This is a genomic window from Georgenia sp. EYE_87 (assembly GCF_023148685.1).
Taxonomy (GTDB): domain Bacteria; phylum Actinomycetota; class Actinomycetes; order Actinomycetales; family Actinomycetaceae; genus Georgenia.
In genome coordinates this window covers 168,733-194,472 of record NZ_JAHXNL010000005.1, presented here as the reverse complement: position 1 = coordinate 194,472, position 25,740 = coordinate 168,733, and the positions used below count along the sequence as shown (strand labels likewise).

The 25,740-nt window shown below is 72.6% G+C and carries 25 protein-coding genes; 20 read left to right on the top strand and 5 right to left on the bottom strand.

Going from position 1 to position 25,740, the window contains the following annotated elements; all coding sequences use genetic code 11:
- Nucleotides 1-181: 181 nt before the first annotated feature.
- From KZX45_RS09995 to KZX45_RS09985, 3 genes are all read left to right on the top strand, one after another.
- The gene (locus tag KZX45_RS09995; RefSeq protein ID WP_248257588.1) at nucleotides 182-1,801 is read left to right on the top strand and encodes a sugar transferase; all 1,620 of its coding nucleotides are present in this window, start codon (nucleotides 182-184) and stop codon (nucleotides 1,799-1,801) included.
- Between the two features lie 147 nt (nucleotides 1,802-1,948).
- Entirely contained in the window at nucleotides 1,949-3,121 is a 1,173-nt protein-coding gene (locus tag KZX45_RS09990) for a CAP domain-containing protein (protein WP_248257587.1), read from the top strand.
- A gap of 60 nt (nucleotides 3,122-3,181) precedes the next feature.
- Nucleotides 3,182-3,469 (top strand): hypothetical protein, encoded by a 288-nt coding sequence (locus KZX45_RS09985; RefSeq protein ID WP_248257586.1) that lies wholly within the window; start codon nucleotides 3,182-3,184, stop codon nucleotides 3,467-3,469.
- A gap of 115 nt (nucleotides 3,470-3,584) precedes the next feature.
- On the opposite strand, the gene KZX45_RS09980 is transcribed toward KZX45_RS09985, so the two are convergent.
- The 3 genes from KZX45_RS09980 to KZX45_RS09970 all read right to left on the bottom strand — a co-directional run bounded on the left by KZX45_RS09980 (nucleotide 3,585) and on the right by KZX45_RS09970 (nucleotide 5,814).
- Nucleotides 3,585-4,559: a hypothetical protein gene (locus tag KZX45_RS09980; RefSeq protein ID WP_248257585.1), complete on the bottom strand. Its 975-nt coding sequence runs from the start codon at nucleotides 4,557-4,559 to the stop codon at nucleotides 3,585-3,587.
- Between the two features lie 80 nt (nucleotides 4,560-4,639).
- On the bottom strand, nucleotides 4,640-5,539 hold the full coding sequence (locus KZX45_RS09975; protein ID WP_248257584.1) for a hypothetical protein: 900 nt from the start codon (nucleotides 5,537-5,539) through the stop codon (nucleotides 4,640-4,642).
- Nucleotides 5,540-5,625: 86 nt separating this feature from the next.
- Nucleotides 5,626-5,814 (bottom strand): hypothetical protein, encoded by a 189-nt coding sequence (locus tag KZX45_RS09970; protein WP_248257583.1) that lies wholly within the window; start codon nucleotides 5,812-5,814, stop codon nucleotides 5,626-5,628.
- Between the two features lie 397 nt (nucleotides 5,815-6,211).
- Between KZX45_RS09970 and KZX45_RS09965 the strand changes: the two genes are divergently transcribed.
- Nucleotides 6,212-6,502, top strand: a complete 291-nt coding sequence (locus tag KZX45_RS09965; protein WP_248257582.1) for a helix-turn-helix domain-containing protein — start codon at nucleotides 6,212-6,214, stop codon at nucleotides 6,500-6,502.
- A gap of 11 nt (nucleotides 6,503-6,513) precedes the next feature.
- On the opposite strand, the gene KZX45_RS09960 is transcribed toward KZX45_RS09965, so the two are convergent.
- Complete coding sequence (locus KZX45_RS09960; protein WP_248257581.1) at nucleotides 6,514-6,858, bottom strand: STAS domain-containing protein; 345 nt, start codon at nucleotides 6,856-6,858, stop codon at nucleotides 6,514-6,516.
- A 281-nt stretch (nucleotides 6,859-7,139) separates the two neighbouring features.
- On the opposite strand from KZX45_RS09960, the gene KZX45_RS09955 reads away from it, so the two are divergent.
- The 3 genes from KZX45_RS09955 to KZX45_RS09945 are packed head-to-tail and all read left to right on the top strand — an operon-like array spanning nucleotide 7,140 to nucleotide 9,453.
- On the top strand, nucleotides 7,140-8,195 hold the full coding sequence (locus tag KZX45_RS09955) for a thiamine pyrophosphate-dependent dehydrogenase E1 component subunit alpha (protein WP_248257580.1): 1,056 nt from the start codon (nucleotides 7,140-7,142) through the stop codon (nucleotides 8,193-8,195).
- Entirely contained in the window at nucleotides 8,192-9,223 is a 1,032-nt protein-coding gene (locus tag KZX45_RS09950; protein ID WP_248257579.1) for an alpha-ketoacid dehydrogenase subunit beta, read from the top strand. Before KZX45_RS09955 ends, KZX45_RS09950 begins: the two co-directional genes overlap by 4 nt.
- Nucleotides 9,220-9,453, top strand: coding sequence for a lipoyl domain-containing protein (locus KZX45_RS09945; RefSeq protein ID WP_248257578.1), 234 nt, complete (start codon nucleotides 9,220-9,222; stop codon nucleotides 9,451-9,453). The genes KZX45_RS09950 and KZX45_RS09945 overlap by 4 nt, the downstream gene beginning before the upstream one ends.
- A 98-nt stretch (nucleotides 9,454-9,551) precedes the next feature.
- On the opposite strand, the gene KZX45_RS09940 is transcribed toward KZX45_RS09945, so the two are convergent.
- A complete protein-coding gene (locus KZX45_RS09940; protein WP_248257577.1) occupies nucleotides 9,552-10,448 on the bottom strand; it encodes a LysR family transcriptional regulator in 897 nt (298 codons plus the stop codon).
- A gap of 228 nt (nucleotides 10,449-10,676) precedes the next feature.
- Here KZX45_RS09940 and KZX45_RS09935 point away from each other — a divergent pair, with 228 nt between their 5' ends.
- The 13 genes from KZX45_RS09935 to lsrK all read left to right on the top strand — a co-directional run bounded on the left by KZX45_RS09935 (nucleotide 10,677) and on the right by lsrK (nucleotide 25,736).
- Nucleotides 10,677-11,807, top strand: coding sequence for a tartrate dehydrogenase (locus KZX45_RS09935; protein ID WP_248257576.1), 1,131 nt, complete (start codon nucleotides 10,677-10,679; stop codon nucleotides 11,805-11,807).
- A gap of 54 nt (nucleotides 11,808-11,861) precedes the next feature.
- Entirely contained in the window at nucleotides 11,862-12,854 is a 993-nt protein-coding gene (locus tag KZX45_RS09930; RefSeq protein WP_248257575.1) for a tripartite tricarboxylate transporter substrate binding protein, read from the top strand.
- 57 nt (nucleotides 12,855-12,911) lie between these two features.
- Nucleotides 12,912-14,477 (top strand): tripartite tricarboxylate transporter permease, encoded by a 1,566-nt coding sequence (locus KZX45_RS09925; RefSeq protein ID WP_248257574.1) that lies wholly within the window; start codon nucleotides 12,912-12,914, stop codon nucleotides 14,475-14,477.
- A 1-nt stretch (nucleotide 14,478) separates the two neighbouring features.
- Nucleotides 14,479-14,946 (top strand): tripartite tricarboxylate transporter TctB family protein, encoded by a 468-nt coding sequence (locus tag KZX45_RS09920; protein ID WP_248257573.1) that lies wholly within the window; start codon nucleotides 14,479-14,481, stop codon nucleotides 14,944-14,946.
- Nucleotides 14,947-15,017: 71 nt separating this feature from the next.
- Nucleotides 15,018-16,094 carry a tartrate dehydrogenase gene (locus tag KZX45_RS09915; RefSeq protein WP_248257572.1) on the top strand — a complete coding sequence of 359 codons (1,077 nt, stop codon included), beginning with the start codon at nucleotides 15,018-15,020 and terminating at the stop codon, nucleotides 16,092-16,094.
- On the top strand, nucleotides 16,091-17,257 hold the full coding sequence (locus KZX45_RS09910) for a mandelate racemase/muconate lactonizing enzyme family protein (RefSeq protein WP_248257571.1): 1,167 nt from the start codon (nucleotides 16,091-16,093) through the stop codon (nucleotides 17,255-17,257). Before KZX45_RS09915 ends, KZX45_RS09910 begins: the two co-directional genes overlap by 4 nt.
- Before the next feature lie 19 nt (nucleotides 17,258-17,276).
- Complete coding sequence (locus tag KZX45_RS09905; protein ID WP_248257570.1) at nucleotides 17,277-18,038, top strand: TSUP family transporter; 762 nt, start codon at nucleotides 17,277-17,279, stop codon at nucleotides 18,036-18,038.
- Nucleotides 18,039-18,328: 290 nt separating this feature from the next.
- Entirely contained in the window at nucleotides 18,329-19,840 is a 1,512-nt protein-coding gene (locus tag KZX45_RS09900; RefSeq protein ID WP_248257569.1) for a sugar ABC transporter ATP-binding protein, read from the top strand.
- On the top strand, nucleotides 19,840-20,847 hold the full coding sequence (locus tag KZX45_RS09895) for an ABC transporter permease (RefSeq protein ID WP_248257568.1): 1,008 nt from the start codon (nucleotides 19,840-19,842) through the stop codon (nucleotides 20,845-20,847). The genes KZX45_RS09900 and KZX45_RS09895 overlap by 1 nt, the downstream gene beginning before the upstream one ends.
- Nucleotides 20,847-21,902: an autoinducer 2 import system permease LsrD gene (locus tag KZX45_RS09890; RefSeq protein ID WP_248257567.1), complete on the top strand. Its 1,056-nt coding sequence runs from the start codon at nucleotides 20,847-20,849 to the stop codon at nucleotides 21,900-21,902. Before KZX45_RS09895 ends, KZX45_RS09890 begins: the two co-directional genes overlap by 1 nt.
- A gap of 113 nt (nucleotides 21,903-22,015) precedes the next feature.
- The gene (gene lsrB / locus KZX45_RS09885; protein WP_248257566.1) at nucleotides 22,016-23,056 is read left to right on the top strand and encodes an autoinducer 2 ABC transporter substrate-binding protein LsrB; all 1,041 of its coding nucleotides are present in this window, start codon (nucleotides 22,016-22,018) and stop codon (nucleotides 23,054-23,056) included.
- An 83-nt stretch (nucleotides 23,057-23,139) separates the two neighbouring features.
- Nucleotides 23,140-24,114: a sugar-binding transcriptional regulator gene (locus tag KZX45_RS09880; protein WP_248257565.1), complete on the top strand. Its 975-nt coding sequence runs from the start codon at nucleotides 23,140-23,142 to the stop codon at nucleotides 24,112-24,114.
- 65 nt (nucleotides 24,115-24,179) lie between these two features.
- Nucleotides 24,180-25,736: an autoinducer-2 kinase gene (gene lsrK, locus KZX45_RS09875; RefSeq protein ID WP_248257564.1), complete on the top strand. Its 1,557-nt coding sequence runs from the start codon at nucleotides 24,180-24,182 to the stop codon at nucleotides 25,734-25,736.
- The last annotated feature ends 4 nt before the right edge of the window (nucleotides 25,737-25,740 follow it).

Sequence of the window (25,740 nt, the reverse complement as noted above, 5' to 3'; positions counted from 1 at the left end):
CTGGGGCGGCCTACCCAAGGCCCCTAACCCCGAGGGGCGCGTGACCCCATCACCCTGACCAGGGGCGGGGGTGAGAGAAATGGATCACCCCGTATTCAGCGGGGGGAGCCGGTCCTGAACGGGGGCATTGCTGCTGGAGTGGTCACTTCACCAGATCGACCACACCGGGGCAGGAGCGGCGATGCTGAAGCGCGTATCACGGCCCGGACCCCTCATGGCCCCGCGTCCCGCCGGGCACGCGACCATGGACCGCGTCCTGACCACCACCGCACGGATGCTGCGCGCGGTGCCCGACCTGGACGAGCCGCGCACCCGCGCGGCGCGGGCGGCCGGCACCCGGGCCGTCTGGCTGTGGATGTGGCCGGCGCTCGTCCCCGACCCGGGCGGCCCCTGGGACCGCCGCTACCGCGCCGTGCTGGCGCTGACCGACCTGGTCCTGGTGGTCCTGGCGCTGCGGGTGGCCGCGCTGACGCGGTTCGGCAGCAACCCGGACAACCTCGAGCTGGGCCCGCTGGACGTGGGGTACGACGCCGTCGGGGCGCTGATCGCCGTCGTCTGGTTCCTCAGCCTCAGCGCGTTCGACACCCGCAAGCGGCGCCTGATCGGCGCCGGGCTGGAGGAGTACCGCCGCGTCCTGGTGGCCACCCTGGCGGCGTTCGGCGGGATCGCCATCGTCTCCTACCTCGGCCCGATCGAGCTCTCGCGGGGCGTCTTCGTCGTCGCGCTCCCCGTCGGGCTCGTGCTCGTGCTCGCGGGCCGGCTGGCGTGGCGGAAGTGCCTCTCCCGCGTGCGCAAGCAGGGCCGGGCGCTGACCGGCACCGTGGTGGTCGGGGACGCCGACGAGGTGGCGTGCGCCGTCGACAGGATGCTCAAGCACCCCGAGGCCGGGTACGCGCCGGTGGCGGTCTCCCTGACGGGCTCCGAGCTGGGCGGGCTGACCGGGACGCCGCCGGTGCCGGAGCTGCCGCGCGTCTCCCTCGACGAGCTCCGGCTGGCCGCCCGCGACCCCCGCCTCGGCGCGGTGCTGATCGCTGGCAGGATGCCGTCCAACGAGGTCAAGGAGCTCGCCTGGGAGCTGGAGGAGGGGGCGGCCGAGCTGCTGCTGGTCTCCCAGCTCACCGACGTCGCGGGGCCCCGGATCCACCAGAGCCCGGTCGACGGGCTGCCGGTCGTCCACGTCGACCTCCCGCGGTTCTCCGGGGCCGAGCACGTGATCAAGCGGACCGTGGACCTGGTCGTCGCCACCACGGCCCTGGTCCTGCTCGCCCCCCTGTACGCCGCCGTCGCGCTGGCGATCAAGCTCGACGACGGCGGGCCCGTCTTCTTCCGCCAGGAGCGGGTGGGGCAGAACGGCCGCCCGTTCCACATGCACAAGTTCCGCTCGATGGCGGTCGACGCCGAGGCCCGGCTCGCCGATCTCATGGACCGCGGCCTGGGCGACGGCGTGCTGTTCAAGCTCGCCGACGACCCGCGGATCACCCGGGTGGGCCAGTTCCTGCGCCGGCACTCCCTCGACGAGTTCCCCCAGTTCTGGGACGTGCTGCGCGGGCGGATGAGCGTGGTGGGTCCGCGGCCGCCGCTGCCCCACGAGGTGGCGCAGTACGAGCGGCACGTCCACCGCCGGCTGCTCATCAAGCCCGGCGTGACCGGGCTGTGGCAGGTCTCGGGCCGCTCCGACCTCTCGTGGGAGGAGAGCGTGCGGCTGGACCTCAGCTACGTCGAGAACTGGTCGCTGAGCGGGGACCTGATCCTCATCCTCAAGACGGTGCGCGAGGTCTTCAAGGGCCGCGGCGCGTACTGAGCGGCGCCGCACGCCGCGCGCGCGGCCCCGTTTCGCACGTGCGCCGTGACAGGCGCCTCCTTCTTTATTCGGTCGTAGTTATTGTGCAACTGCGGCCCGCAATGCGAACATCGATGAGCCCGGCTCTCTCCCGGAACGAGGCTCATCATGCGTCCCCGCATCTTCACCCGTGCGCTGGCCGGGTCGGCCGCCGCGGTCGTCCTCGCCGTCGGCGTCCAGGCGCCCGCCGCTGCGGCGCAGCCGCTGGACGACTACGACCGGAAGATGGTCGAGCTGATCAACGCCGAGCGGACGAGCCGGGGCCTTGCCGCGCTGCAGTACTTCTCGCCCCTGCGCGCCGGCTCGGTGGAGCACTCGGGGTGGATGTCCGCGACCGGCGCGTTCGTGCACGACGCCGGGCTGGCGTCGGACACCGCCGCCGCGGGCTGCGGCGGCGGGTGGGGCGAGAACATCTACACCTCGTACAACATGGGTGCGGACGCCGCCCAGGCGATGCGGTCCTACATGGGCTCGCCGGGTCACCGTGCGAACATCCTCGACCCCGCGTTCCGCTATGTCGCGACCGGGACGGTGCTCGACGGCGACCGGCTGCACAACACGCAGCGCTTCGCCCGCACGTGCTCCGGCGGCTCGGCCGAGCCGGCCTCCGCGTTCTACCTCTCGAACGTGTTCTCCTCCAGGGCGGACACGGTCTTCAGCTTCGGCCGCAGCGGGGACGGCGTGCTCGTGGGGGACTGGGACGGTGACGGTGTCGACACCGTCGCGGTGCGCCGGGACCGGACGTTCTACGTCAACGACGGCCACGACGGCACGGCGGACCGGGTGTTCGAGTACGGCCGCCCGGGCGACGTGGTGCTCGTGGGCGACTGGGACGGTGACGGCGTGGACACCCTGGCGGTGCGCCGGGGCGCCGAGTACCACCTGAAGAACTCCATCGGTTCCGGGGCCGCCGACAAGGTCATCGTCTACGGCCGGCCGGGCGACCAGGTGTTCGTGGGGGACTGGAACGCGGACGAGGCCGACTCCTTCGCCGTCCGGCGCGGCGCCGTCTACTACGTGCGGAACTCGATCAGCACCGGCGTCGCCGACAAGGTCGTCCGGTACGGGCGCGACGGCGACACGACGCTCGTCGGCGACTGGGACGGTGACGGGACCGACACCCTGGCCGTGCGCCGCGGCTCCGAGTACCACATCAAGAACAGCATCAGCGCGGGGGCGGCGGACCGGGTGGTCGTGTACGGCCGGGAGTCGGACGACGTGCTGGTGGGTGACTGGAACGGTGACGGCGTCGACTCGCTCGGCGTCCGCCGCGCCGCGTGAGCGCGGAGGCCGCCCGTTCCCGGTTTCGGGTGGGCGCGCGGAGGGCGGAAGAATGGCCGGGTGCCCTCGTACCGCGTGCGCCTGATCGTCGGCCTCCTCCACCCGGGCGTCCCGCCTGAGCTGCTGCTGCCCGAGGCGGCCGACGCGGCCGCCGCGACCACCACCGTCGAGGCGAAGGACGTGGGGATCGTGGGCGGCCGGCCGCAGATCACCGTGCGCTTCACCGCCGCGGACGACGGCGAGGCGCGCCTCGTGGCGGCGCGCGTCCACAAGACGGCACGCGGCCTGGCCGAGGTGAGCGGGCCGGCACTGACCCAGCGCGTGGGCGGGCGCTGGCGGGACGTGTAGCTGTTCGCACCGTGGCGCGAGGCGCCGCAGCACGGTCGCCGTGACCGCGCCCGCGGCCCGCCGGCCCCCCGGAGGTGGGACCGACGAGCCGCGACCGCGGTCAGCGCCCTCCGGCTCAGGCGGCGAGTCGGCGGCTGATGGCCGCCCCGCCCGCGAGGAGCAGGGCCGCGAGACCGGCGAGGGCGGTCGGGCTGATCCCCGTGTCGGCGAGCTCGTCGCGCTCGGAGCCGGCCGGCACCGCCGCCGCGGAGGTCGTCCCGGTCGCGGTGACGGCTCCCGCGGAGCTGACCATCTCGGAGCCGACCCCGAGACCGGCGCCGACGCCGAAGCGGCCGCCGGCGGTGATGCCGGGTGAGAGCACCTCGGAGTTGTTCGACACCTCAGACGTTGCAGGTACCTGCGGGTCGCCGGGAGCCGCCGGGTCGGTCGGCACCGCCGGGCCGCTCGGCGTGCTCGGCACGGCGGGGCCGCTCGGCGTGCTCGGCACGGCCGGCACGATCGGCGCGAGCTCGTTCGAGCTGGCCGCACCGCCGACGCTCACGGCGACGCCGCTGACCGTCACCGGTGTGGTGATCGGGGCGACGACGTCGGTGCCGGTCAGGACGTCCCCGACCAGCTCGGGGCGCGCGGCGCCGTCCTCGGTCGAGACGTCGGTGACCGTGACGTCCGGCGAGGTGGTGGTCGGCGCCCCGTCGCAGTCGGCGTCGGCGTCACCGGCGACGGCGACGGTGGTGCACCCGACCGTCACCGGTGCGGTGACGGGTGCGACCACGGTGGTGTCGTCCGCGATGTCGCCGACCAGCGCCCCGTTCTCACCGGACGGCTCGTCGGCTGGGGCGTCGGTCACGGTGACCTGAGGGGCCTGCGAGGCGGGTGCGGCCTGTCCGGACCCGGTGGCGGCGTCGCCCAGGACGCTGACGGCGACGCCGTCGACGGTGACCGGTGCGGTGACGGGTGCGACCACGGTGGTGTCGTCCGCGATGTCGCCGACCACACCGTCGGTGACCGCGTGCGCCGCGGCGGTGCCGGCGACCATGAGAGCGCCGGTCAGAAGCGCTGTGCGCAGCGCTCGGCGAAGGTGGGTACGCATGGGAGTTCCTCCTGGCTGATGGGTTTGTGCGCGCGACCGCGCGCCTGTCGGCATGACGGCCGAGGGCCGCCACGCCCCCGTCAGTCAGGGGCTACGGAGATCTCGAGCAGGACCTCGAGGACGGCCGACGGCGGAGCCGTGGCGCGGGAGAGGCTGAGGTCGTTCGCGGGCACGGCGAGCCCGCGCGCCAGGTCGGCGTCAGGTGAGCCGGCCCCGTGCGACGTGCTGAGGGAGCTCGACGACGCCGGAGCGCTCGCGGGCAGGCCGGACGGCGTGGTGGAGCGGTCGCCCGTCGCGGCGGCGAGGTCCGGCGCCGCACCGGTGCCCGCCGAGAGCAGCGGGGACTCCGGGGGCATGGCGACGGGGAGCGATCGGCCCGCCTCGCTCGAGACGTCGTCGTCCGGCGACGCGCCGACCGGCCCGACGTCGGTCTCCGGCGCCAGGCCCAGGCCGGGTTCCGAGGCGTCCACGGCGGCGGCCACCGTCTCCACCACGGGGGCGACGTCCTGGATCGCCGGCGCGACGACGTCGCGCACGACCGGCTCGACCACCGCAGCGGCGGGCACTGCCGCTTCCCGGACCGCAGGTGCGACGACATCGCGCACGACCGGCTCGACCACCGCAGCGGCGGGCTCGGCGGCCTCGGAGGCCACCGGGACGACGACGTCGCGCACGACCGGCTCGACCGTCTGCTGAACGATCGGCTCCGCCTCGCGCGAGACCGGGGCGGTGACGTCGGCGACGGGCGCCTCCTGCGGCACGGCGACGGCCTCAGGAGCCGCGGCCTCGACCGTGCCGGCGATCCCGTCGACCACCTCGCCGACCAGGGTCTCGCCGTCGTCGGCGGACGCGGAGGCGGCGAACCCGGCGGAGGCGAGCACGACGAGCCCGGTGCCGCCGAGGGTCATGAGGCCGCGCGTGACCCAGCGTGCGAGGCGGGTCGTCCCACCGTCGCGGTGCCGATCACGAGCCAGCGCCATGGTCGTCCCCCGAGAGAGAAGTCGACCTCAAGATACCGACGGTGTCCGGATGGTGCGACCGGAGAGCGACCGGCGCAGGAGACGGCCTACGGGTTCCCGCCGTCCCCGCCGCCGTCGAGGTCCCACCGGGCGTAGCGGCCGTCGTCCTGGTAGTTGCCGGGCTGGTGCGTCTGGCTTCCGGGACGCGCCCGGCCCGACCCGCGTACCGAGACGACCAGGCCGAGGACGAGGAGAACCACGATGACGGCGGCCATGATCCACAACGTGAGCGTCATGGCGAGCTCCCTTGCTCGACACTGAGATCAGTGTGACACCCCGCGTCGAGCGCGGGTAGGGGCCGGACGCGCAGGGATCCGGACGAATCGCGCCGTCGATAGCACCCGGGGTGACCTCGCGATTTCGCCCACCCATCACCGTCGGGCTTGCGCGTCGCCGAGGGCGGGCCGTGGTGTGCTGGTGCGACCAGTCACCCGCGAGGACCGCACAGGCTGCACCGTCGCCCTGAAACCGGGCGACGCGTGCGTCGAGCTATGTGGCCAGGGGAGGGGGACTGGGCGCGGGGCGGGCGGCGCAGGGGGTCGGCCCGCCCCGCGATCAGCGGCCACGCCCCGGAATCCCGAGCCGCACCCGTCAGCCGGCCGGCGCGTCTAGCCTGGACGCAGGAGGTCCGCCGTGGCAGCGCAGCCCACCCTGATCCACTCCGTCGTCCGGGCGCTGAACCTGCTCGACGCCGTCGGCGCGGCCGGCGGCCCGGTGCCCGCCAAGCGGCTCGCCCGCACCGTGGGCCTGCCGCTGGCCACCACGTACCACCTGCTGCGCACCCTGGTGCACGAGGGGTACCTGGCCCGGACGCCGGACGGCTACGTCCTCGGCGAGCGGGTGGACGCCCTCGCGGCGGGCGCGCCGCCGCCCCGGCGCCCGCAGGAGCCCCCGCGGCTGGTCGCCCTCGCGGGCGGGAGGTGAGCCGGCGGGCGTCAGCCCCTCCGGACGACCTCCACCGTGGCGTCCAGGTGCGTCACGTGCAGGAGGAAGCGCACGACCTCCGCAGGCTCGATGAAGGTGACGCGGTGCGGCGACGCGACGGTGAGCGAGCTCAGGGCGCCGATGCCGGCGGAGTCCATGAACGTGACGTGCCGGGTGTCGATCTCGACGGGCAGCCCGGTGCGCACCGTCTCGGAGACCGCCTCCTCCAGCTCGGCCACGCACAGCTGGTCGATCGACCCGGCCAGCACGAGCCGGACGCGGCCCTGGTCCGTCAGGACCGCGAACGTCGCGGTGTCGTTCTGCGTGCGCGAGTCCCTGCCGGTCAGCGTGGCCATGGTGCCACCTCCCTGTGCCGTGCGCCCCAGCGCGCGTGGACGGGATCGAACGCGTCTCGCGGCGCCTGGGCCCCGCCTGCGGGGGCCGCCGACGACCGTTCGGCGTGTGGGCGAGTCTGCACCCGGGGTCGAGCACTTGTCGAGAGCTTCGGGGCCGGCACTTTCGACGCCCGAGACGGGCGGTTGCGGTCCGCTATCACCATCTGAAATACCGGCCGTTGCCCCGGTCGGGCGCCCGAACAAGAGTGAGGGGCACGGACATCGAGCCAACGGAGGCAACCATGTCGACAGACACGTCCCAGCCGGCACCCGTGCCGGCACGCACCGACGCCGGGTCGCCGGCGCCCGAGCTCCCCGACGGGGTCCGGCTCGGGCTCTACGAGACGATGGTGCTCTCGCGCACCTTCGAGGAGGCCATCCTCCGCGAGTACCACGCGGACAAGGGCCCCGGCTTCGACATCGGCAAGGGGCTGGTCCCCGGGGAGATGCACCTCTCCGCCGGCCAAGAGCCCGTCGCCGCCGGCGTGTGCGCGCACCTCACGCGCGACGACGCCGTCACCGCCACTCACCGCCCGCACCACTTCGCCGTCGCCCACGGCGTCGACCTGAGGAAGATGACCGCCGAGATCTTCGGCCGCGAGACCGGCCTGGGGCGGGGCCGCGGCGGGCACATGCACCTCTTCGACCCGGAGACGCACTTCTCCTGCTCGGGCATCATCGCCGAGGGCTACCCGCCCGCGCTGGGCATGGCGTTCGCGTTCAAGCGGCGCGGGACGGGCGGGATCGCCGTCGCCGTCACCGGCGAGGGCGCCGCGAACCAGGGCGCCTTCCACGAGTCCCTCAACCTGGCGGCGCTGTGGCGGCTGCCAGTGGTCTTCGTGGTCGAGGACAACGAGTGGGGCATCTCGGTGGCGCGCACCGCCTCGACCGCCGTCACCTCCAACGCCGAGCGGGCCGCCGGCTACGGCATCCCCGGTGAGCGGGTGGAGGACAACGACGTCGACGCCGTCTACGCCGCCGCCCGCCGCGCCGTCGCCCGCGCCCGCGCGGGGGAGGGGCCGAGCCTGCTCGAGGTCGCCACCCTGCGGATGTGGGGCCACTTCGAGGGCGACGCCCAGGGCTACCGCCCCGGGCTCGCGGACCTGCCCAAGCTGGACCCGATCCCGCGCTACGAGACGCGCCTGCGCGAGGCGGGCGTCCTCGACGACGGCGCGGTCGCCCGCATCAAGGAGGAGGCCTCCGAGAAGGTCGAGTCCGCCGTCGCCTTCGCCAAGGACAGCCCCGTGCCCGACGTCGCCGACGTCATGAAGTACGTCTTCGCCGAGGAGAACCGATGACCACCACAGCCCCCACCCAGCCGGCGACCCGCCGGCTCAACACCTCCAAGGCCATGGTCGAGGCCATCGCGCAGGAGATGGAGCGCGACGAGACCGTGGTCTACCTCGGGGAGGACGTCGGCGCGTACGGCGGCATCTTCTCCTCCACCACCGGGCTGCTCGAGAAGTTCGGCAAGGACCGGGTCATCGACACCCCGATCTCCGAGACGGCGTTCATCGGCCTGGGCATCGGCGCCGCCACCGAGGGCATGCGCCCGATCGTCGAGCTCATGTTCGCCGACTTCATGGGCGTGTGCCTGGACCAGATCTACAACCACATGGCGAAGATCCACTACTTCTCCGGCGGGAACGTCAAGGTGCCGATGGTGCTGACGACGGCGGTCGGCGGCGGGTACTCCGACGGCGGCCAGCACTCGCAGTGCCTGTGGGGCACGTTCGCGCACCTGCCCGGGATGAAGGTGGTCGTCCCGTCCAACCCGGCCGACGCCAAGGGCCTGATGACCGCGGCCATCCGCGACGACAGCCCCGTGGTCTACATGTTCCACAAGGGCATCATGGGCCTGCCCTGGATGGCGAAGAACCGGCGCTCGGTCGACGTCGTCCCCGAGGGCGAGCACGTCGTGGAGATCGGCAGGGCCAACGTGGTCCGCGAGGGCAGCGACGTGTCGGTCGTGACGCTCTCGCTGTCCGTCCACCACGCGCTCGACGTCGCCGAGAAGCTCGACGGCGAGGGCGTCAGCGCCGAGGTCCTCGACCTGCGCTCGCTCGTGCCGCTCGACCGCGAGGCGATCCTGACGTCGGTGAGGAAGACGGGCCGGCTCGTCGTGGTCGACGAGGACTACCTGTCCTTCGGCGTCTCGGGCGAGGTGGCCGCGACGATCACCGACGAGGACCCGTCCATGCTGAGGGCGCCCGTGCAGCGGGTGACCATGCCGGACGTCCCGATCCCGTACGCGCACGCCCTGGAGTACGCGGTGCTGCCGCTCCAGGAGCGCATCGAGGCCGCGGTCCGGCGGGTGCTGGCATGACCGACGTGCTCTTCCCGCCCCTCGACGAGACCCGGCCGGACACCGAGGGGGTGCTCGCCACCTGGTACGTGGCCGACGGCGAGCAGGTCACCGAGGGCCAGCTGCTCGGCGAGGTGCAGGTGGACAAGGTCGACGCCGAGGTGACCGCCCCGGCGGCCGGGACCGTGCGGCTCCTGGTCGCCGAGGACGACGCCGTCAGGCAGGGGGCGCCGATCGCGCGGATCGAGTAGCTCGTCGATGGCGGCGCGCCCACCGGTCCACCCGGTGGGCGCGTCGCGCGCGCGGTGCGCGTGGTGCGCGGTGGCCGGCCGGCCGCGCCGTGACCCCGTCAGGAGGGCAGGCCGGTGACCGAGGACGGGACGGTGAAGAGGAGGAACGCCCGGGCCGCCGGGCTGAGCTCGACCTCGCGGTGGACGATGAAGACCTCCAGGTGCTCCTCGGTCACCAGGTCGTGCACGATCAGGCCGGCCTCCCGGGCGAGGCTGCGCCACGCCTCGGCGATGACCGCGATCCCGGTCCCCTCGAGCACCATGGGCAGGATCGCCTCCCGGTGCTCGGTCTCGACCACCGCGATCGTCGAGCGGTTGGCGGCGATGACCTGGTCGGCGACGCGGCGCATCCCCGTGCCCGGCTGACCGATGATCAGCCGCTGCCCCTCGAGCTGCTGGTAGGTCAGGGGGCCCCGGGCCGGCAGGTGCGCCTCCCTCGAGGAGATCACGATGAAGCTCTGCCGCCCCATCGGGTGGACCACCAGGCCCTCGGTGTCCACCTGGGAGGTCACCGCCATGACACCGAGCTCCACCCCGCCCGAGCGGATCAGCGACATCACGTCCTGCGGCGTGCCGGCCGAGCGGATCGAGATCTGCACGAGCGGGTACCGGGTGACGAAGCGGTCGATGACCGTGGGCAGCGGGTGGACCGCCTGGGAGGGCATCGTGGCGATCACCAGCCGACCCGTGCGCAGCCCGTTGACCGCCTCCACGTGGGCCCGGGAGAGGTCCAGCCAGTGCAGCACCTGGCGCGCCGGCGCGATCAGCGCCTCGCCGGCGGCCGTCAGCTGCAGCCGCCGCCCGGTGCGGGTGAAGAGCTCGGCGCCCAGGTCACGCTGGAGCGCCCGCAACGACTGCGACACCGACGGCTGGGCCACGAAGAGCTTCTCGGCCGCGGCATGGACACCGCCCTCGTCCACGACGGCGAGGAAGTACTGGAGCTGACGCGCGTCCACGCCCACACGGTAGACCGCGGTCCGCCGTCGCCATCGGCCGCCGGGGACCGTTATCGCATCGATACCTATGGAAGAGACCCGTCCCGGGGCGGAGGTGCAGATCAGATCGCTGATCGTGGCCCCGTCGATAGGGCGCACCTATCGGAGGTATCGGAGGTTGGTCTTGGACACCCGGGCGTCGGGTGAGTTCACTCGCGGGTAAAGCGCACGTCTCTCTGGAGTGAACACATGACCAGCACCGCCCCGCACGACGGCAGGACCTTCCGCATCGCGACCATCCCCGGCGACGGCGTCGGGCGCGAGGTCGTCGACGCCGGCCGCGCCGTGCTCGACGAGGTGGCGCGCCGGTCCGGCTTCAGCCTCCGTTGGGAGGAGCTGCCCTGGGGGTCCGAGTACTTCGGCGAGACGGGCCGCATGATGCCGGCGGACGGCCTGGAGGTGCTCAAGGGATTCGACGCCATCTACTTCGGCGCCGTGGGTTGGCCCGGGGTGCCGGACCACGTCAGCCTCTGGGGGCTCCGTCTGGCCATCTGCCAGGGGTTCGACCAGTGGGCGAACGTGCGGCCCGTTCGCTTCCACCCCGGCGTCACCAGCCCGCTGCGGAAGGCCGACTCCACCGAGCTGGACTGGGTGGTCGTGCGCGAGAACAGCGAGGGCGAGTACGCGGGTCTCGGCGGCCGGAACCTCTCGGCGCGCGAGGGCGGCGAGGTCGCCGTCCAGACCTCGCTCTTCACGGAGGTCGGCTGCGAGCGCATCATCCGGTTCGCGTTCGACCTCGCCCGCTCCCGGGACCGGAAGTCCCTCGTCAGCGTCACCAAGTCCAACGCCCAGCAGTACGGCATGGTCCTGTGGGACGAGGTCTTCCGCCGCGTCGCCGCGGACTACCCGGACGTGGAGACCGAGAGCGTCCTGGTGGACGCGATGGCGGCCCGCTTCGTGCTCCGCCCGGAGACGCTCTCGGTGGTCGTCGCCTCCAACCTCAACGCCGACATCCTCTCCGACCTCGGCAGCGCGCTCGCGGGCAGCCTCGGACTGGCGGCCTCCGCGAACCTCAACCCCGAGCGCCGGTTCCCCTCGATGTTCGAGCCGGTCCACGGCTCCGCCCCCGACATCGCCGGGCAGGGGATCGCCAACCCGATCGGCGCGGTCGCCAGCGGCGCGCTCATGCTCGACCACCTGGGCGAGCCGGAGGCCGCGGAGATGGTCCGGTCCGCGATCGACACCGTGACGGCGTCGGGCACCCTCACCCGGGACCTCGGCGGCACGGCCACGACGGCGGAGGTCACCGCGGCCCTCGTGGCGGCACTGGACACCGCGTCCCGGCGCGCCGACCGGGAGGAGATCCCCGCGACCAGCTAGCTCCACCGCTTGATACCCGGCACGCTCCCGATACCGATCCAACGGAGGATCACCATGAAGCGAACTGCCAAGATCGCCCTTCCGCTCATCGCCCTGAGCGCCATGCTCGCCGCCTGCGGGGGCGACGAGCCGGCGGGGTCCGGCGACACCGCCGACGTCGCCGAGAGCTACCCCGAGCGCCCGGTCGACTACATCATCGCGTTCGACCCGGGCGGCGAGTCGGACATCACCGCCCGCCTGCAGCAGGAGCCGCTCCAGGAGGTCCTCGGCACGGACGTCACCATCTCGTACAAGCCGGGCGGCGGCGGGGCGCTGGCCTGGTCGGAGCTGACCCGCACCGAGCCGGACGGCCACACGATCATGGGGCACAACCTCCCGCACATCATCCTGCAGCCGATGATGCGCGAGGACGCCGGGTACGAGACCGACCAGCTCAAGCAGGTCTACATCTTCCAGAGCACGCCGAACATCCTGGCGGTGCCGGCCGACAGCGACATCCAGACCCTCGACGACTTCATCGCCGCCGCCAAGGAGAACCCGGGCGCGATGTCGGTCGGCGGCAGCGGCGACTTCAGCGCCAACCACGTCGGCACCCTCCTGCTCAACGACGAGGCCGGCATCGAGACCACCTACACGCCGTTCTCCGGGACCGGCGCCGCGGTGCCCGCCCTCCTCGGCGGCCACGTCGACGCGCTGATGACCTACACGCCCATGATCAGCCAGCTCGGCGACCAGATCCGCACCCTGGCGGTGGCCACCGACGAGCGCCTCCCCGGGCTCGAGGACTACCCGACGTTCACGGAGCAGGGCATCGACCTCGTCGACGGCGCCTACCGCGGCGTGGCGGTCCCGCCCGAGACGCCGGACGCGATCGTCGAGAAGCTCGCGGGCGTGTTCGCCGAGGTCAACGAGGACCCCGAGCTCGCGCAGCAGTTCGAGGAGCAGGGCTTCGTGCTGGAGAACATGGGCCCGGAGGAGGCCACCGAGTTCACCGCCGAGCGCACGGAGGTCTACCAGGACCTCTTCGAGCGGCTCGGGATGCTGTGACCGAGGTGACCCCGCCCCCGACGCAGGCGGGCGCGGCAGGACCGGAAAGGAGCTCCGATGCTCGACCTCCTCGGTAGCGGCGTCGTCGCCAACCTCGCACCCTCGATGCTGCTGCTCGTCCTCGTCGGGACGGCGGCGGGCATGGCGATCGGCGCCATGCCCGGGCTCAGCGCGACGATGGGGCTGGCGCTGCTCGTGCCGTTCACCTTCGTCATGGAGCCGACCCGCGCCCTCGTGCTCCTCGGCGCCTTCTACATGGGCGCCATCTACGGCGGCGCCTTCACGGCGATCCTCGTCAACGCCCCGGGCACGCCGTCCTCCATCGCCACCGCGCTGGAGGGGTACCAGATGACGAAGAAGGGCCGCAGCGAGTTCGCGGTCGTCGGCGCCACGATGGGGTCGCTCGTCGGCGGCCTCGTCGGCGTCGTCGCGCTCATCCTGTTCGCGCCGCCGCTCGCCGACTTCTCCCTGCGGTTCGGCCCCCAGGAGTACTTCTGGGTCGCCGTCTTCGGCCTGACGATCATCGTCAGCATGGCCAGCGGGTCGCTGCTCAAGGGGCTCATCGGAGGCGTGATCGGGCTCCTCCTCGCGACGGTGGGCATCGCCCCCGTCGGCGGCGAGGTCCGGTTCACCTTCGGCGAGCCCATGCTCCAGGGCGGCGTCCCCCTGGTGCCGGCCATGGTCGGGCTGTTCACCATCCCCGAGGTCATCCGGCTCGTGGCCCGCAAGGGTCGTGAGGCGCAGATGATCGACGAGCGGGAGCGGCGCCAGAGCCTGTGGCAGATGGTCCGGGACATCTTCAGCCGGCCGGTCAACCTGCTGAGGTCCAGCGTCATCGGCACCGTCGTCGGCATCCTGCCCGGGGCCGGCGGCAGCATCGCCAACCTTGTGGCGTACAACGAGGCGAAGCGGTCCTCCAAGCACCCCGAGACCTACGGCAAGGGGGAGGTGGACGGCGTGGTGGCGGCCGAGTCGGCCAACAACGCCACCGTCGGGGCGGGGATGATCCCCACCCTGACGATCGGGGTGCCCGGCACCCCGCCGGACGCCATCATCCTCGGCGTCCTGCTGCTGCACGGCCTGCGCCCGGGCGCCGAGCTCTTCGCCACCTCCGGCGACCTGGTCTACACGTTCGTCATCGCCCTGGCCGTCTCGGCGGTGATGATGGTGCCCGTCGGGCTCGTCGCCGGCCGTGCGCTGCAGCGGGGAGTCATCGCGCTGCCCGCCCGGTACCTCGCGCCCGGGATCACCGTGCTGACGATCGTCGGCGCGTACGCCGTCCGCTCCTCGGTGGTCGACGTCTTCGTCATGCTGATCCTCGGCGTCCTGGCCTACTTCCTCAGCCTGGCCGGGATCAGCTCGGCCCCGATCGTGCTCGGGCTCATCCTCGGCAGCATCGCCGAGACCGGGCTGGTGCAGGGCCTGCTCACCTCGCAGGGCCAGGCGATGCCCTGGACGACGTTCTTCACCCGGCCGCTGAGCCTGGTGCTCATCGCGATGACGGTGCTGTCCCTGCTGTGGCCGCTCGTGCGGCAGTGGCGGCTGCGGCGGGCGGCCGCGGGCACCCCGGGCGGCCCCCCGACCGACGCCATGGTCGCCGGCGACACCCTGAGGAAGGACTGACATGGCCGCCGCCCTAGCCTCCGCGAGCCGGGTCAACGTCGTCGTCGGCGCCCTCACCCTCGCCGTCGCCGCCCTCTTCTGGTTCCAGCGCGACTACACCACGCAGCACGGCGGGACGTTCGCCGACCCGGTGATCATCGTCCTGGGCGTCCTCGGCCTGGTCCTCCTCGTGCTCGGCGCCCTCGGGCGACGCGTGGGGGCGGACACCGAGGAGCTGGAGCGGATGCCGCTGCGCGGGCTGCTGCTCGCCGTCGGGCTCCTCGTCGCCTGGACCGTGGCGCTGCCGTACCTCGGCTACCTCGTCGGCGGGATCCTGTTCTTCGCGCTCATGTCGCTGCTCATGCGCACCGAGCGCCCGACCCTCAAGGGCGTCGTCCTCGACGTCGCCATCGCGGCCGTCGTGGTGGGCGCCTTCTACCTGGTGTTCACCGAGGTCCTCTACGTGCGGCTGCCCGAGCTCGGCCTGTGACACCCGCTTCTGAGGAACCGCACCCGCCCGGCCGGTCCCGACCGGCGAGCACACCATTCAATGGAGATGACATGGACACGACGTACCGGATCGCCGCCATCCCGGGCGACGGCATCGGCAAGGAGGTGATGCCCGCGGCCCAGGCGGTGCTCGACCGCGTCGGCGGCAGGTTCGGCATCCGCTTCGAGTGGAACGAGCTGGAGTGGTCGTGCGAGTACTACGCCCGCACCGGCCGGATGATGCCGCCGGACGGGCTCGACCGGCTGCGGGAGTTCGACCAGATCTTCCTCGGGGCCGTGGGGTACCCGGGTGTGCCGGACCACGTCTCGCTCTGGGGGCTGCTCATCCCGATCCGCCGGGCGTTCCGCCAGTACATCAACCTCCGTCCGGTGACGCTACTGCCCGGCATCGACAGCCCGCTGAGGGACGTCCCGGCCTCCGGCATCGACTTCGTCGTGGTGCGCGAGAACAACGAGGGCGAGTACTCCGAGACCGGCGGGCGGATGTACCGCGGGACCCCGGACGAGCTCGCCATCCAGGAGTCCGTCTTCACCCGCCGGGGCGTCGAACGGGCCATGCGCTACGCCTACGGGCTGGCCCAGGGCCGCGGCAAGCGGCTGGCCTCGGCGACGAAGTCCAACGGGATCATCCACACCATGCCGTTCTGGGACGAGATCTTCCGCGAGCTCGCGGGGGAGTACCCGGACGTCGTGCCGAGCGAGTACCACATCGACGCGCTCGCGGGCCTGTTCGTGCTCGACCCGGCGCGGTTCGACGTCGTCGTCGCCTCGAACCTCTTCGGCGACATCCTCACGGACCTCGGCGCGGCGATCATCGGCAGCATCGGCATCGCCCCGTCGGGGAACATCAACCCGGAGGGCGAGTTCCCGTCGATGTTCGAGCCGGTGCACGGGTCCGCGCCCGACATCGCGGGCCAGCGCCGGGCCAACCCGCTCGGGCAGGTGTGGGCCGGGGCCATGATGCTCGACCACCTCGGCCACGAGGACGCCGCCGCGGCGGTCATGGACGGGATCTCGCACGTCCTCGCCGCCACCGGGGTGCGCACCCCCGATCTCGGCGGTACCGCCTCGACCCAGGAGGTCACCGACGAGCTGCTCGCCGCGGTGGACCGCGAGGTCGCCCGGTGAGGATCGTCGACGTCCGGGAGCAGACCTTCCCCATCAGCTCGCCGATCCGCAACGCCTACATCGACTTCAGCCGGATGACGCTGAGCCTGGTCGCCGTCGTCACCGACGTGGTCAGGGACGGCCGTCCCGTCGTCGGGTACGGGTTCAACTCCAACGGCCGCTACGGGCAGGGCGCGATGATGCGGGAGCGGTTCATCCCCCGCGTGCTCGAGGCGGACCCGACGGCGCTGCTCGACGAGACCGGGGACAACCTCGACCCCGCGGCCGTGTGGCGGACCATGATGACCAACGAGAAGCCGGGGGGCCACGGCGAACGCTCGGTCGCCGTCGGCACCATCGACATGGCCGTCTGGGACGCCGTCGCGAAGATCGAGGGCAAGCCCCTCTTCCAGCTGCTCGCGGACCGCTACGGCGACGGCCGGCCGGAGCGGCGGATCTTCGTCTACGCCGCCGGCGGGTACTACCACCCCGGGCAGGACCTCGCCGCGCTCCGGGACGAGATGCGCAGCTACCTGGACCGCGGGTACACGGTGGTGAAGAAGAAGATCGGCGGCGCGGACCTGGACACGGACCGCCGGCGGATCGAGGCGGTCCTCGACGTCCTCGGCCCCGGCCAGCGGCTGGCGGTGGACGCCAACGGACGGTTCGACCGCGAGACCGCTCTGCGCTACGCCCGGATGCTGTCCGAGTACGACCTGTTCTGGTACGAGGAGCCCGGCGACCCGCTCGACTACGAGCTGCAGGCCGAGATCGCGGCCGCGTACGAGCCCCCGCTGGCCACGGGGGAGGACCTGTTCTCCATGCAGGACGCGCGCAACCTCATCCGGTACGGCGGCCTGCGGCGCGACAGGGACTGGCTGCAGTTCGACTGCGCGCTGAGCTACGGGCTGGTGGAGTACCTGCGCACCCTGGACATGCTCCGCGAGCACGACTGGTCGCCCGGCCGGTGCATCCCGCACGGCGGCCACCAGATGTCCCTCAACATCGCGGCCGGCCTCGGCCTTGGCGGCAACGAGTCATACCCCGACCTGTTCCAGCCGTTCGGCGGCTTCCCCGACGGGGTGCAGGTCGAGGACGGATACATCACCATGCCGGACCTGCCCGGCATCGGGTTCGAGGGGAAGAAGGACCTCTTCACCGTGATGGCGGGCCTCGGCGGGTGAGCGCGGTGCTGGTGGTCCCGTGAGCCTCGCGCTGCTGCCGCTGGCCGTCCTCGCCGTCGTCCTCGGATGCATCCTGCAGCGGGTCAGCGGAATGGGCACCGGCCTCGTGGTGGCCCCGGCGCTGGCGCTGATGATCGGGCCGGTCACGGGCGTGATGCTGACGAACGCGACGACCATCGTGTCCGCCCTGCTGCTGACGCTGGCCGCGCGGGCCGACATCGACTGGCGCCGGTACGCCGCCGTCGCGCCGGTGATCGTCCTGGGCTCGGCGCCCGCGGCCCTGCTGGTCCGGGAGGCCGACCAGGGCCTGCTCGAGGTGATCATCGGGACGGTGGTGCTCGCCGGCCTGGGCGGGGCCGCGCTGTGGCGGCGGATGCCGCTCGCCCCGAGCCGGGCGGCCGGGCTGGCCGCGGGGGTCGCCGGCGGGTTCCTCAACACCGCCGTCGGGGTGGCCGCGCCGGCCATGCTGATCTACGCGCGGGCCACTGACTGGGAGCAGCGGCCCTTCGCCGCCACCCTGCAGCCGCTCTTTCTCACGATGGGCACGATCTCGCTCACCACCAAGCTCGCCGTCGGCGCCGCGGGCACGCAGGGTCTGCCGGCGGGGTGGCTGGTGGCCGGCGTGGTGGCCGCCGTGCCGGTCGGGGTCGCGCTCGGCGGACGCGTGGCGGGGCGGGTCTCGCCGCGCGCGGCCCGTCGCCTCGCCGTCGTGGTCGTGTCGGTGGGAGCGGTCGGGACGCTGGTGCGCGGGGTCGCGCGGATGGCGTCGGCGGCCGGCTGAGCACGCCGGCTGATGCCGGCGTCGTGGCGGCCTGGCCAGGACAGCGCGACCACGGCTGAGCCAGCCGCGGCCGGCGCGCTGCCGAAGCGTGCGCGGGGCACCATTCGGTGGCCACAGAGAGACGCGACCTTGGGCCGGCGCGCCCCGCATCGTTCGTGCCCACCCTTGTGACCGGATCGTTATCCCCGATGATCGTCCAAACCACTTCCCTTGCGGACGGGTTAGCCCTACGGTGTGAGCAATCGCTCAGGCGATGATCAGATGCTCACAGGGTCGTGGAGGGTCAGTCCGTGTTGCAGAGCAGCAGCAGCCAGGGTCGCGGAGATCCGGTCGCCGTCGTGGACGGCCTGTGGAAGTCGTACGGCGGAGTTCCCGTCCTCAAGGGTGTCGACATCGATGTGCAGCCCGGCGAGATCCACGCCCTCGTCGGCGGCAACGGCGCAGGCAAGTCAACACTGATGAAAGCCATCACGGGCGTGGTCTCGCCCGACGCCGGTCGGATCGAGATCGGCGGCCGGGAGGTCAGGAACCTCTCCCCGAGAGCGGCCCACGCCAACGCCGTCTACATGGTCCCCCAGGAGCCGCAGCTCTTCCCGAACCTCTCGGTGCTCGAGAACGTCACCCTCTCCCTGGGCGGGCGGAAGGTCGGCCGGCGGCGAGTGCAGGAGGTCCTCGACTCGCTCGCGCACCCCATCGACCTCGACGCGAGGGCCGGGGAGCTGTCCATCTCCGACCAGCAGCTCATCGAGATCGTCCGGGGCATCCTCCGCGAGGCGCGCCTGCTGATCGTGGACGAGCCGACCGCCGCGCTCACCGCCCGCGAGGTGGACCAGCTGTTCACCAGGCTCCGCTCGCTGGCCGACGGCGGCGTGGGCATCTTCTACGTCTCGCACCGCATGTCCGAGATCTTCGCGCTGTGCGACCGCGTCACCGTCCTCCGGGACGGGGCCATGGTGCTCCAGGCGCGGACCGACGAGGTCTCCGTCGACGACCTCGTCCGGGCGATGGTCCCCGACGCCGTCCGGCACGAGGGAACCGTCCGGGCAAAGGCGGTCGCGCGGAAAGGGGCACAGGCGGCGCTCGAGTTGCGGGCGCTGACCGGCCAGGGGTTCGCGGACGTCGACCTCGAGGTTCACCCCGGCGAGGTGCTGGGCATCGCGGGCGTGGTGGGCACGGGACGGACCGAGCTGGCCGAGACGGTGTTCGGGCTGCGGCCCGGCACGGGGTCCGTGGTCCTCGACGGCGAGGAGTACGACTCCCGGTCGCCGCGCCGCTCGCTGGCCCGCGGGCTCTCCTACGTCCCGGAGGACCGGCACGCGCACGGCGTGTTCCTGCTCGGCACCATCGTCGACAACTGCAGCTCGACCGTCCTGGACCGGATCACCCGCGGCGGCCTCATCCGCACCGAGCTCGACCACCAGGTCACCGACCGGTTCGCGAAGGACCTGGCCCTCCAGCAGGGCAGCCGCGGGCGGAAGGTGGCCAACCTCTCCGGCGGCAACCAGCAGAAGGTCTCCCTGGCCAAGGCGCTCGCACCCGAGCCGAAGGTCATCATCCTCGACGAGCCCTCCCGCGGCGTCGACGTCGCCGCGCGCGCCGACCTGTACCGCCTGGTGAGCGACCTCGCGGAGCGCGGCCTGGCCGTCGTCCTCATCTCCTCCGACTTCGAGGAGATCGTCGAGCTCAGCACCCGCGTCCTCGTGATGCGCGACGGCCGGGTCACGGGCCAGCTCTCCGGTGAGCGCATCACCCTGGCCGCCGTGCGCGACGGCGCGTTCGGCACGATCGGGGAGGTCGCCTGATGAAGCAGCTGCTCAAGCACCGCGAGGCGGTCACCGTCCTCGGCGTCGTCCTGCTCTTCGCCCTCGTGGCCCTGGTCCACCCGAGCTTCGTCTCCGGCGGCAACCTCGCCCGGATCGCGAACTCGACCGTGATCCTCGCGCTCCTCGCCGCCGGCAGCGCGATCGTCATCATCACCCGCAACATCGACGTCTCGGTCGGGTCGACGCTCGCCCTGTCCGGCATCGTCGGCGGGCTCCTGCTCCGCGACGGCGTGCCGATCGTCGTCGCGGTGCTCGCGGTCCTCGCCCTGGGCGCCGTGCTCGGGGCGATCAACGGGCTGGGCGTGACCTACGGCCACGTGCCCTCCATCGTCATGACCCTCGGCACCCTCGCCGCCTACCGAGGGATCTCCTTCATGATCACCGGCGGCTACTCGGTGGAGAACATCCCGTCCGAGTACCGGCAGCTGGGCAGGCTCGAGCTGCTCGGTCTTCCGGTGCTGGTCTGGGGCGCTCTCCTCGTGCTCGCCGGCGTCGCCCTGGCGATGGGCCGGACCCGGATCGGCCGGCACGTGTACGCCACCGGCGACAACCACGGCGGCGCCCACCTCATCGGCGTCCGGACGAACGCCGTCGTCATCTTCGCCTACGCCGCCTCCGGGCTGCTCGCCGCGGCGGCGGCGCTGGTCTTCCTCGCCCAGATCGGCTCGATCAGCAACCAGGCCGGTCAGGGCATCGAGATGCGGGCGATCGCCGCCGCCGTCATCGGGGGCGTGGCCCTCACCGGCGGCGTGGGCACGATCGCCGGCGCGGTGGTCGGAGCGCTCTTCATCACGACGGCGACCAGCTCCCTGAGCTTCCTGGGCATCCCCGGGTTCTGGGCCGACACCGTCATCGGCGCCATCCTGCTGGTCGCTCTCTTCGCCGACGCGAGGGTCCGGGCGGCGCTCGACCGGCGCCGCCTGACCGACCGCTACCGAGCACGGCACACCGTCGCCCCGCAGCTCGCCGAGAGTGAGGCCCGCTGATGAACTCCGTCCTGACGCGACTGCGTGGCTCGATGCGCTGGGAGACCGCGCTCGTCGTGGTCCTGGTCGCCGAGCTCGCGATCTTCGGTGCGATGAACCCGCGCTTCCTCGACCCGGACCGGCTCCTGTTCGCGATGTCCGACTTCGTCTACCTCGGCATCGTCGCGCTGCCCCTGGCGGTGGTGATGATGACCGGAGGCATCGACATCAGCTTCGGCTCGGTGGCGTCGCTCGCCGCCATCGTGACGGGCGTGACGTTCCAGGCGGGCGTGGGCATCTGGACCGCGGCCCTCGTCGGCATGATCGCCGCGGCGATCGCCGGCCTCGTCAACGGCGCGGCCATCCTCATCACCGGCGCCCAGCCGATGGTGATCACACTCGGGTCCCAGTTCCTCTTCGCGGGGCTGGCGCTCGGGGCGTCCGGCCTCGGCGGCGTGTCCTCCTTCGAGGGCATCTCCGGACTGCCCGAGAGCTTCCTCGCCCTCGGCGGGGGGCGGACCCTCGGGCTGCCCAACATGCTGGTCGTCTTCGCGGTGCTCGCGGCGGTGTTCGCCGTGCTCCTGAGCCGGACCGCCTTCGGCCGGCAGGCCCGCCTCATCGGCGCGAACCCGCGCGCCGCCACGTACGCGGGCTTCCGCTCCGAGCGGGTCATCCTGCTCACCTACCTGCTCACCGCGCTCGCCGCCGGCCTCGTCGGACTCCTCCTCACCTCCTACGTGGGGTCCGCCCGGTCGGACATCGGCGCGGGCCTGCTGATGCCCGTGCTGACGCTGGTGGTCATCGGCGGGGTCTCGATGTACGGCGGCGAGGGCAGCATCGGCGGCGTCGTGATCGCCACCTTCGTCATCGGGTTCCTCCAGCAGGGCCTGAGGTTCATGGGCCTGTCGGAGAACCAGGTGGCGGTCGCCACCGGCGCCGCCCTCGTCATCGTCGCCAGCCTCCGCTGGTGGACGGGCCACTGGTCCGAGTCGTGGAGGAACCGGCGGGCGCGCCGCAGAGCCGGGGCGACCGCACCACGGCTCCACAAGGAAGAAGTCCCCGCACCCACCCCCTGAGAGGCCGCGGGGAGATCGCACGCACCGCATCGACGCGGGGCGTGCTCGCAGCAGCGAGCCGCAACGGCGGCGTCGCACGACGATTGGAAGGTTCGATGAGGAATCGCTCGCACATGGCAGCGGCAGTGCTCGCCGCCGCAGCGCTTGCCCTGACGGCGTGCTCGCAGGCCGACAGCACGGACGCCTCGACCGGCGGGTCCGGGGAAGACGCGGCGCAGGTCGCTTTCATCCCCAAGCTCACCGGGGTCGGCTTCTTCGAGGGCGGCGGCGCAGGTGCCGAGGCCGCCGGGCCGGAGCACGGCCTCGACGTCCAGTACCTCGGCTCGCCCGAGGCCTCCGTCGCCAAGCAGGTCGAACTGATCAACTCCTACACCCAGCAGGGTTACCAGAGCCTGATCGTCTCCTCCGTCTCCCCGGACGGCCTGTGCCAGTCGCTCAAGACGGCGATGGAGCAGGACGTCGTCGTCCTCACCTGGGACTCCGACACCAACCCCGAGTGCCGGCAGTTCTACATCAGCCAGGGCACGCCCGAGCAGCTCGGCTCGCTGCTGGTCGAGATGGTGACCGAGGAGCTCCCGGCCGACGAGGCCGCCCAGGTCGCGTTCCACTACTCCAGCCCCACCGTGACCGACCAGAACCAGTGGGCCGAGGTCGCCAAGGGGATCATCGCCGAGGACACCAGCTGGGAGATCGTCGACACCGTCTTCTCCGAGAACCAGACCGAGCTCGCCGTCCAGCAGGCCGAGGCGCTGATCAACGCCAACCCGGACCTCAAGGCGATCATCGCGCCCGACGCCAACGCGCTGCCCGGCACCGCCCAGGCGCTGGAGAACCTCGGCCGCGACGACATCATCCTCGTCGGGTTCTCGACGCCGAACGTGATGAAGGAGTACATCCACAACGGCACGCTGGACCGCTTCGCCCTCTGGGACGTGGAGCAGCAGGGCGCGCTCTCGGTCGCCGTCGCGGCGCACCTGCTCGAGGGCAACGAGCTCAACGTGGGCGACACCTTCGAGGCGGACGGCTTCGGCACGCTCGAGGTGCAGCCCAACTCGGTTCAGGGGTACGACTACGAGGCGGACGGCAACGGGATCATCGTGATGCCCGAGCGGACCGTCTTCACCGCGGAGAACATCGACGACTTCGACTTCTGACGGCGCCGGGGTGGGGCGCTGCGGCGTCCCACCCCGCCCGGCGGGAGCTCCGCGGACCCGCGGACGACAGGAAGGTGGGGGGCGTGCTCAAGAGAGCGGGCGAAGAGTGGGAGGCGGAGGAGCAGCTCCTCCGGGTCGCGTGGTACTACTACGTGGACCAGCTCACCCAGGACGAGATCGCCAAGAGGCTCGCGGTCTCGCGGCCGTCGGCCGGCCGGCTGCTGGAGCGGTGCCGCCAGAGCGGCATCGTGTCCTTCACCATCGGGTCGGACCACTTCGACGCCTTCAAGGTCGGGCGCAAGCTCAGGGAGACCTTCGGGCTGCGTGAGGCGCTGGTGCCGCCCGCCCTGGACGACGCCGAGCAGGACCAGAGCGGCATCAACCACCGGCTCGCACGCGGCGGCGCGCAGTATCTCCAGAACCACCTCAAGCCGGGCGAGATGCTCGCCATGGGATGGGGCGAGACCGTGCAGGCGACGGTGGACCTGGTGGCCGTCGACCTCATGACGCGCGTCTCCACCGTGACGCTCACGGGCGGGGTCAACGCCTACGTGAGCACCCTCCGCCGGGTCCGCGGAGCCGCCGCCGAGGGATGCACCGACGCCGTCATCCCAGCTCCGATCGTCGTCTCCTCTCCCACCCTCGCAGAGGCGCTCCGGCAGGAGGCCGGCGTCCGTGAGGTCATGGAGCTCTCGCACCGCAGCGACCACGCGCTCGTCGGGATCGGAGCGGTGACCGGCCAGGCCACCCTGGCGCAGCTCGGCTACGTCAACGACGCCGAGCTGGCCCGGATCGCCGAGGCCGGCGCCGTCGGCGACATCCTGGGGATCTTCTACGACGAGGACGGCCAGGTGGTCGACCTGCCGATCCACGAACGCCGCATCGGCATCGGCATCGACGAGCTCCGCGCGATCCCCAACGTGGTGGGTGTGGCCGGCGGGATCAAGAAGCTCGCCGCGATCCGGGGAGCGCTGCGCGGCGGGTACCTCGACGTGCTCGTCACCAACGAGGAGGTCGCCCGGGCGCTCCTCGAGGCCGAGGGCGTCGACGTCGACTGACCCGACCAGGCCGACGGCACCCTCCGACATCCATCACCCCGCAAGCAGAAAAAGGTCAGGGAAGCATGAGTCATCTACTGGCGATCGACGCCGGCACCGGGTCCGTCCGGGCGCTGGTCTTCGACGCCGCGGGAAGTCCCCGCGCGACGGCGAGCCGCCCCTGGGAGCACGATCCCGAACCCGGCGTGCCCGCCTCCATGGGGTTCGCGGTCGAAAGGAACTGGGCGCTCGTCGTCGAGGTCGTCCGGGAGGCCCTCGCCGCCGCCGGTGTCGCTCCCGACGACGTGCTGGCGGTCAGCGCCACGTCGATGCGGGAGGGGCTCGTGGTCCTCGACCGCGACGGCCGCGAGGTCTGGGCCTGCGCCAACGTCGACGCCCGCGCCGGGGCCGAGGTCGCCGAGCTGGCCGCCACGGAGGGGGTGGAGGAGTTCGTCTACCACCGCTCCGGCCAGACGTTCGCGCTCGCCGCCCAACCGCGGCTCCTGTGGCTCGCCCGCCACCGGCCCGAGCTCTACGAGCGGGCCGCCACGGTGCTGATGCTCAGCGAGTGGGTCCTCTACCGCCTGTCCAGCGTGTGCGCCATGGAGCCGTCCAACGGCTCGACGTCGGGGATGCTGGCGCTCGCCACCCGGGACGCCGACGACGAGCTCGCCACGATCTGCGGCCTGCGCACCGGCCTGCTGCCGCAGGTGGTCGAGCCCGGGACGGTGCTCGGCCAGGTCTCCGCGGAGGCGGCGCGGGAGACGGGGTTGTCGACCCGCACCCGCGTCGTCGTCGGCGGCGGTGACGCCCAGCTCGCGGCCCTCGGGCTCGGCATGACGGAGCCGGGCCAGGCGCTCGTCGTCGCCGGCACGTTCTGGCAGCAGATGGTCAACCTGGCCGAACCGGTGACCGACCCGCAGATGCGGGTGCGGGTCAACGCGGCCGCCGTGCCCGGGCTGTGGCAGGCGGAGGCGATCGCCTTCCACGCGGGCACCGCGATCCGATGGTTCCGCGACACGTTCGCCGGTCCGGAGGTCGCAGCGGCCCACGCGGACGGGCGCGACCCGCTCGACGTCCTGGCGGACGCGGCGGCCCGGATCCCCATCGGGTCCGACGGCGTCATCCCGATCTTCTCCGACGTCATGAACTACCGGAGCTGGAAGCACGCGGCGCCGTCGTTCCTCAACCTCCCGCTCGACGGCGGAGCCCGCCTGCGGGCCGCGATGTTCCGCTCCCTCCTCGAGAACGCGGCGATCGTCGCACGCGCCAACCTGGAGATGGTCGAGGACTTCAGCGGGGCCCGCGCGCACCAGGTCGTCCTGGCCGGCGGCTCCGCGAAGAGCCCCGTGTGGACGCAGATCGTCGCCGACGTCCTCGGCCGGCCGCTGCGCGTCCCGTCCGTCACCGAGGCGACGGCGCAGGGCGCGGCGGCGTGCGGGGCCAGCGGCGCCGGGCTCTTCTCGAGCCCGTCCGAGGCCGGTGCGAGCTGGGTCCGGTGGGACCGCGAGGTCGAGCCCGTGACCGGCAACCACGAGGCCTACGCGCCGGTGGTCGAGCGGTGGTCGCTCGCCTACGCCGCCCAGCGAGAACTCATGACAGCCGGCGTGACCACGCCGATGTGGCAAGCCCCCGGAACCTGACACA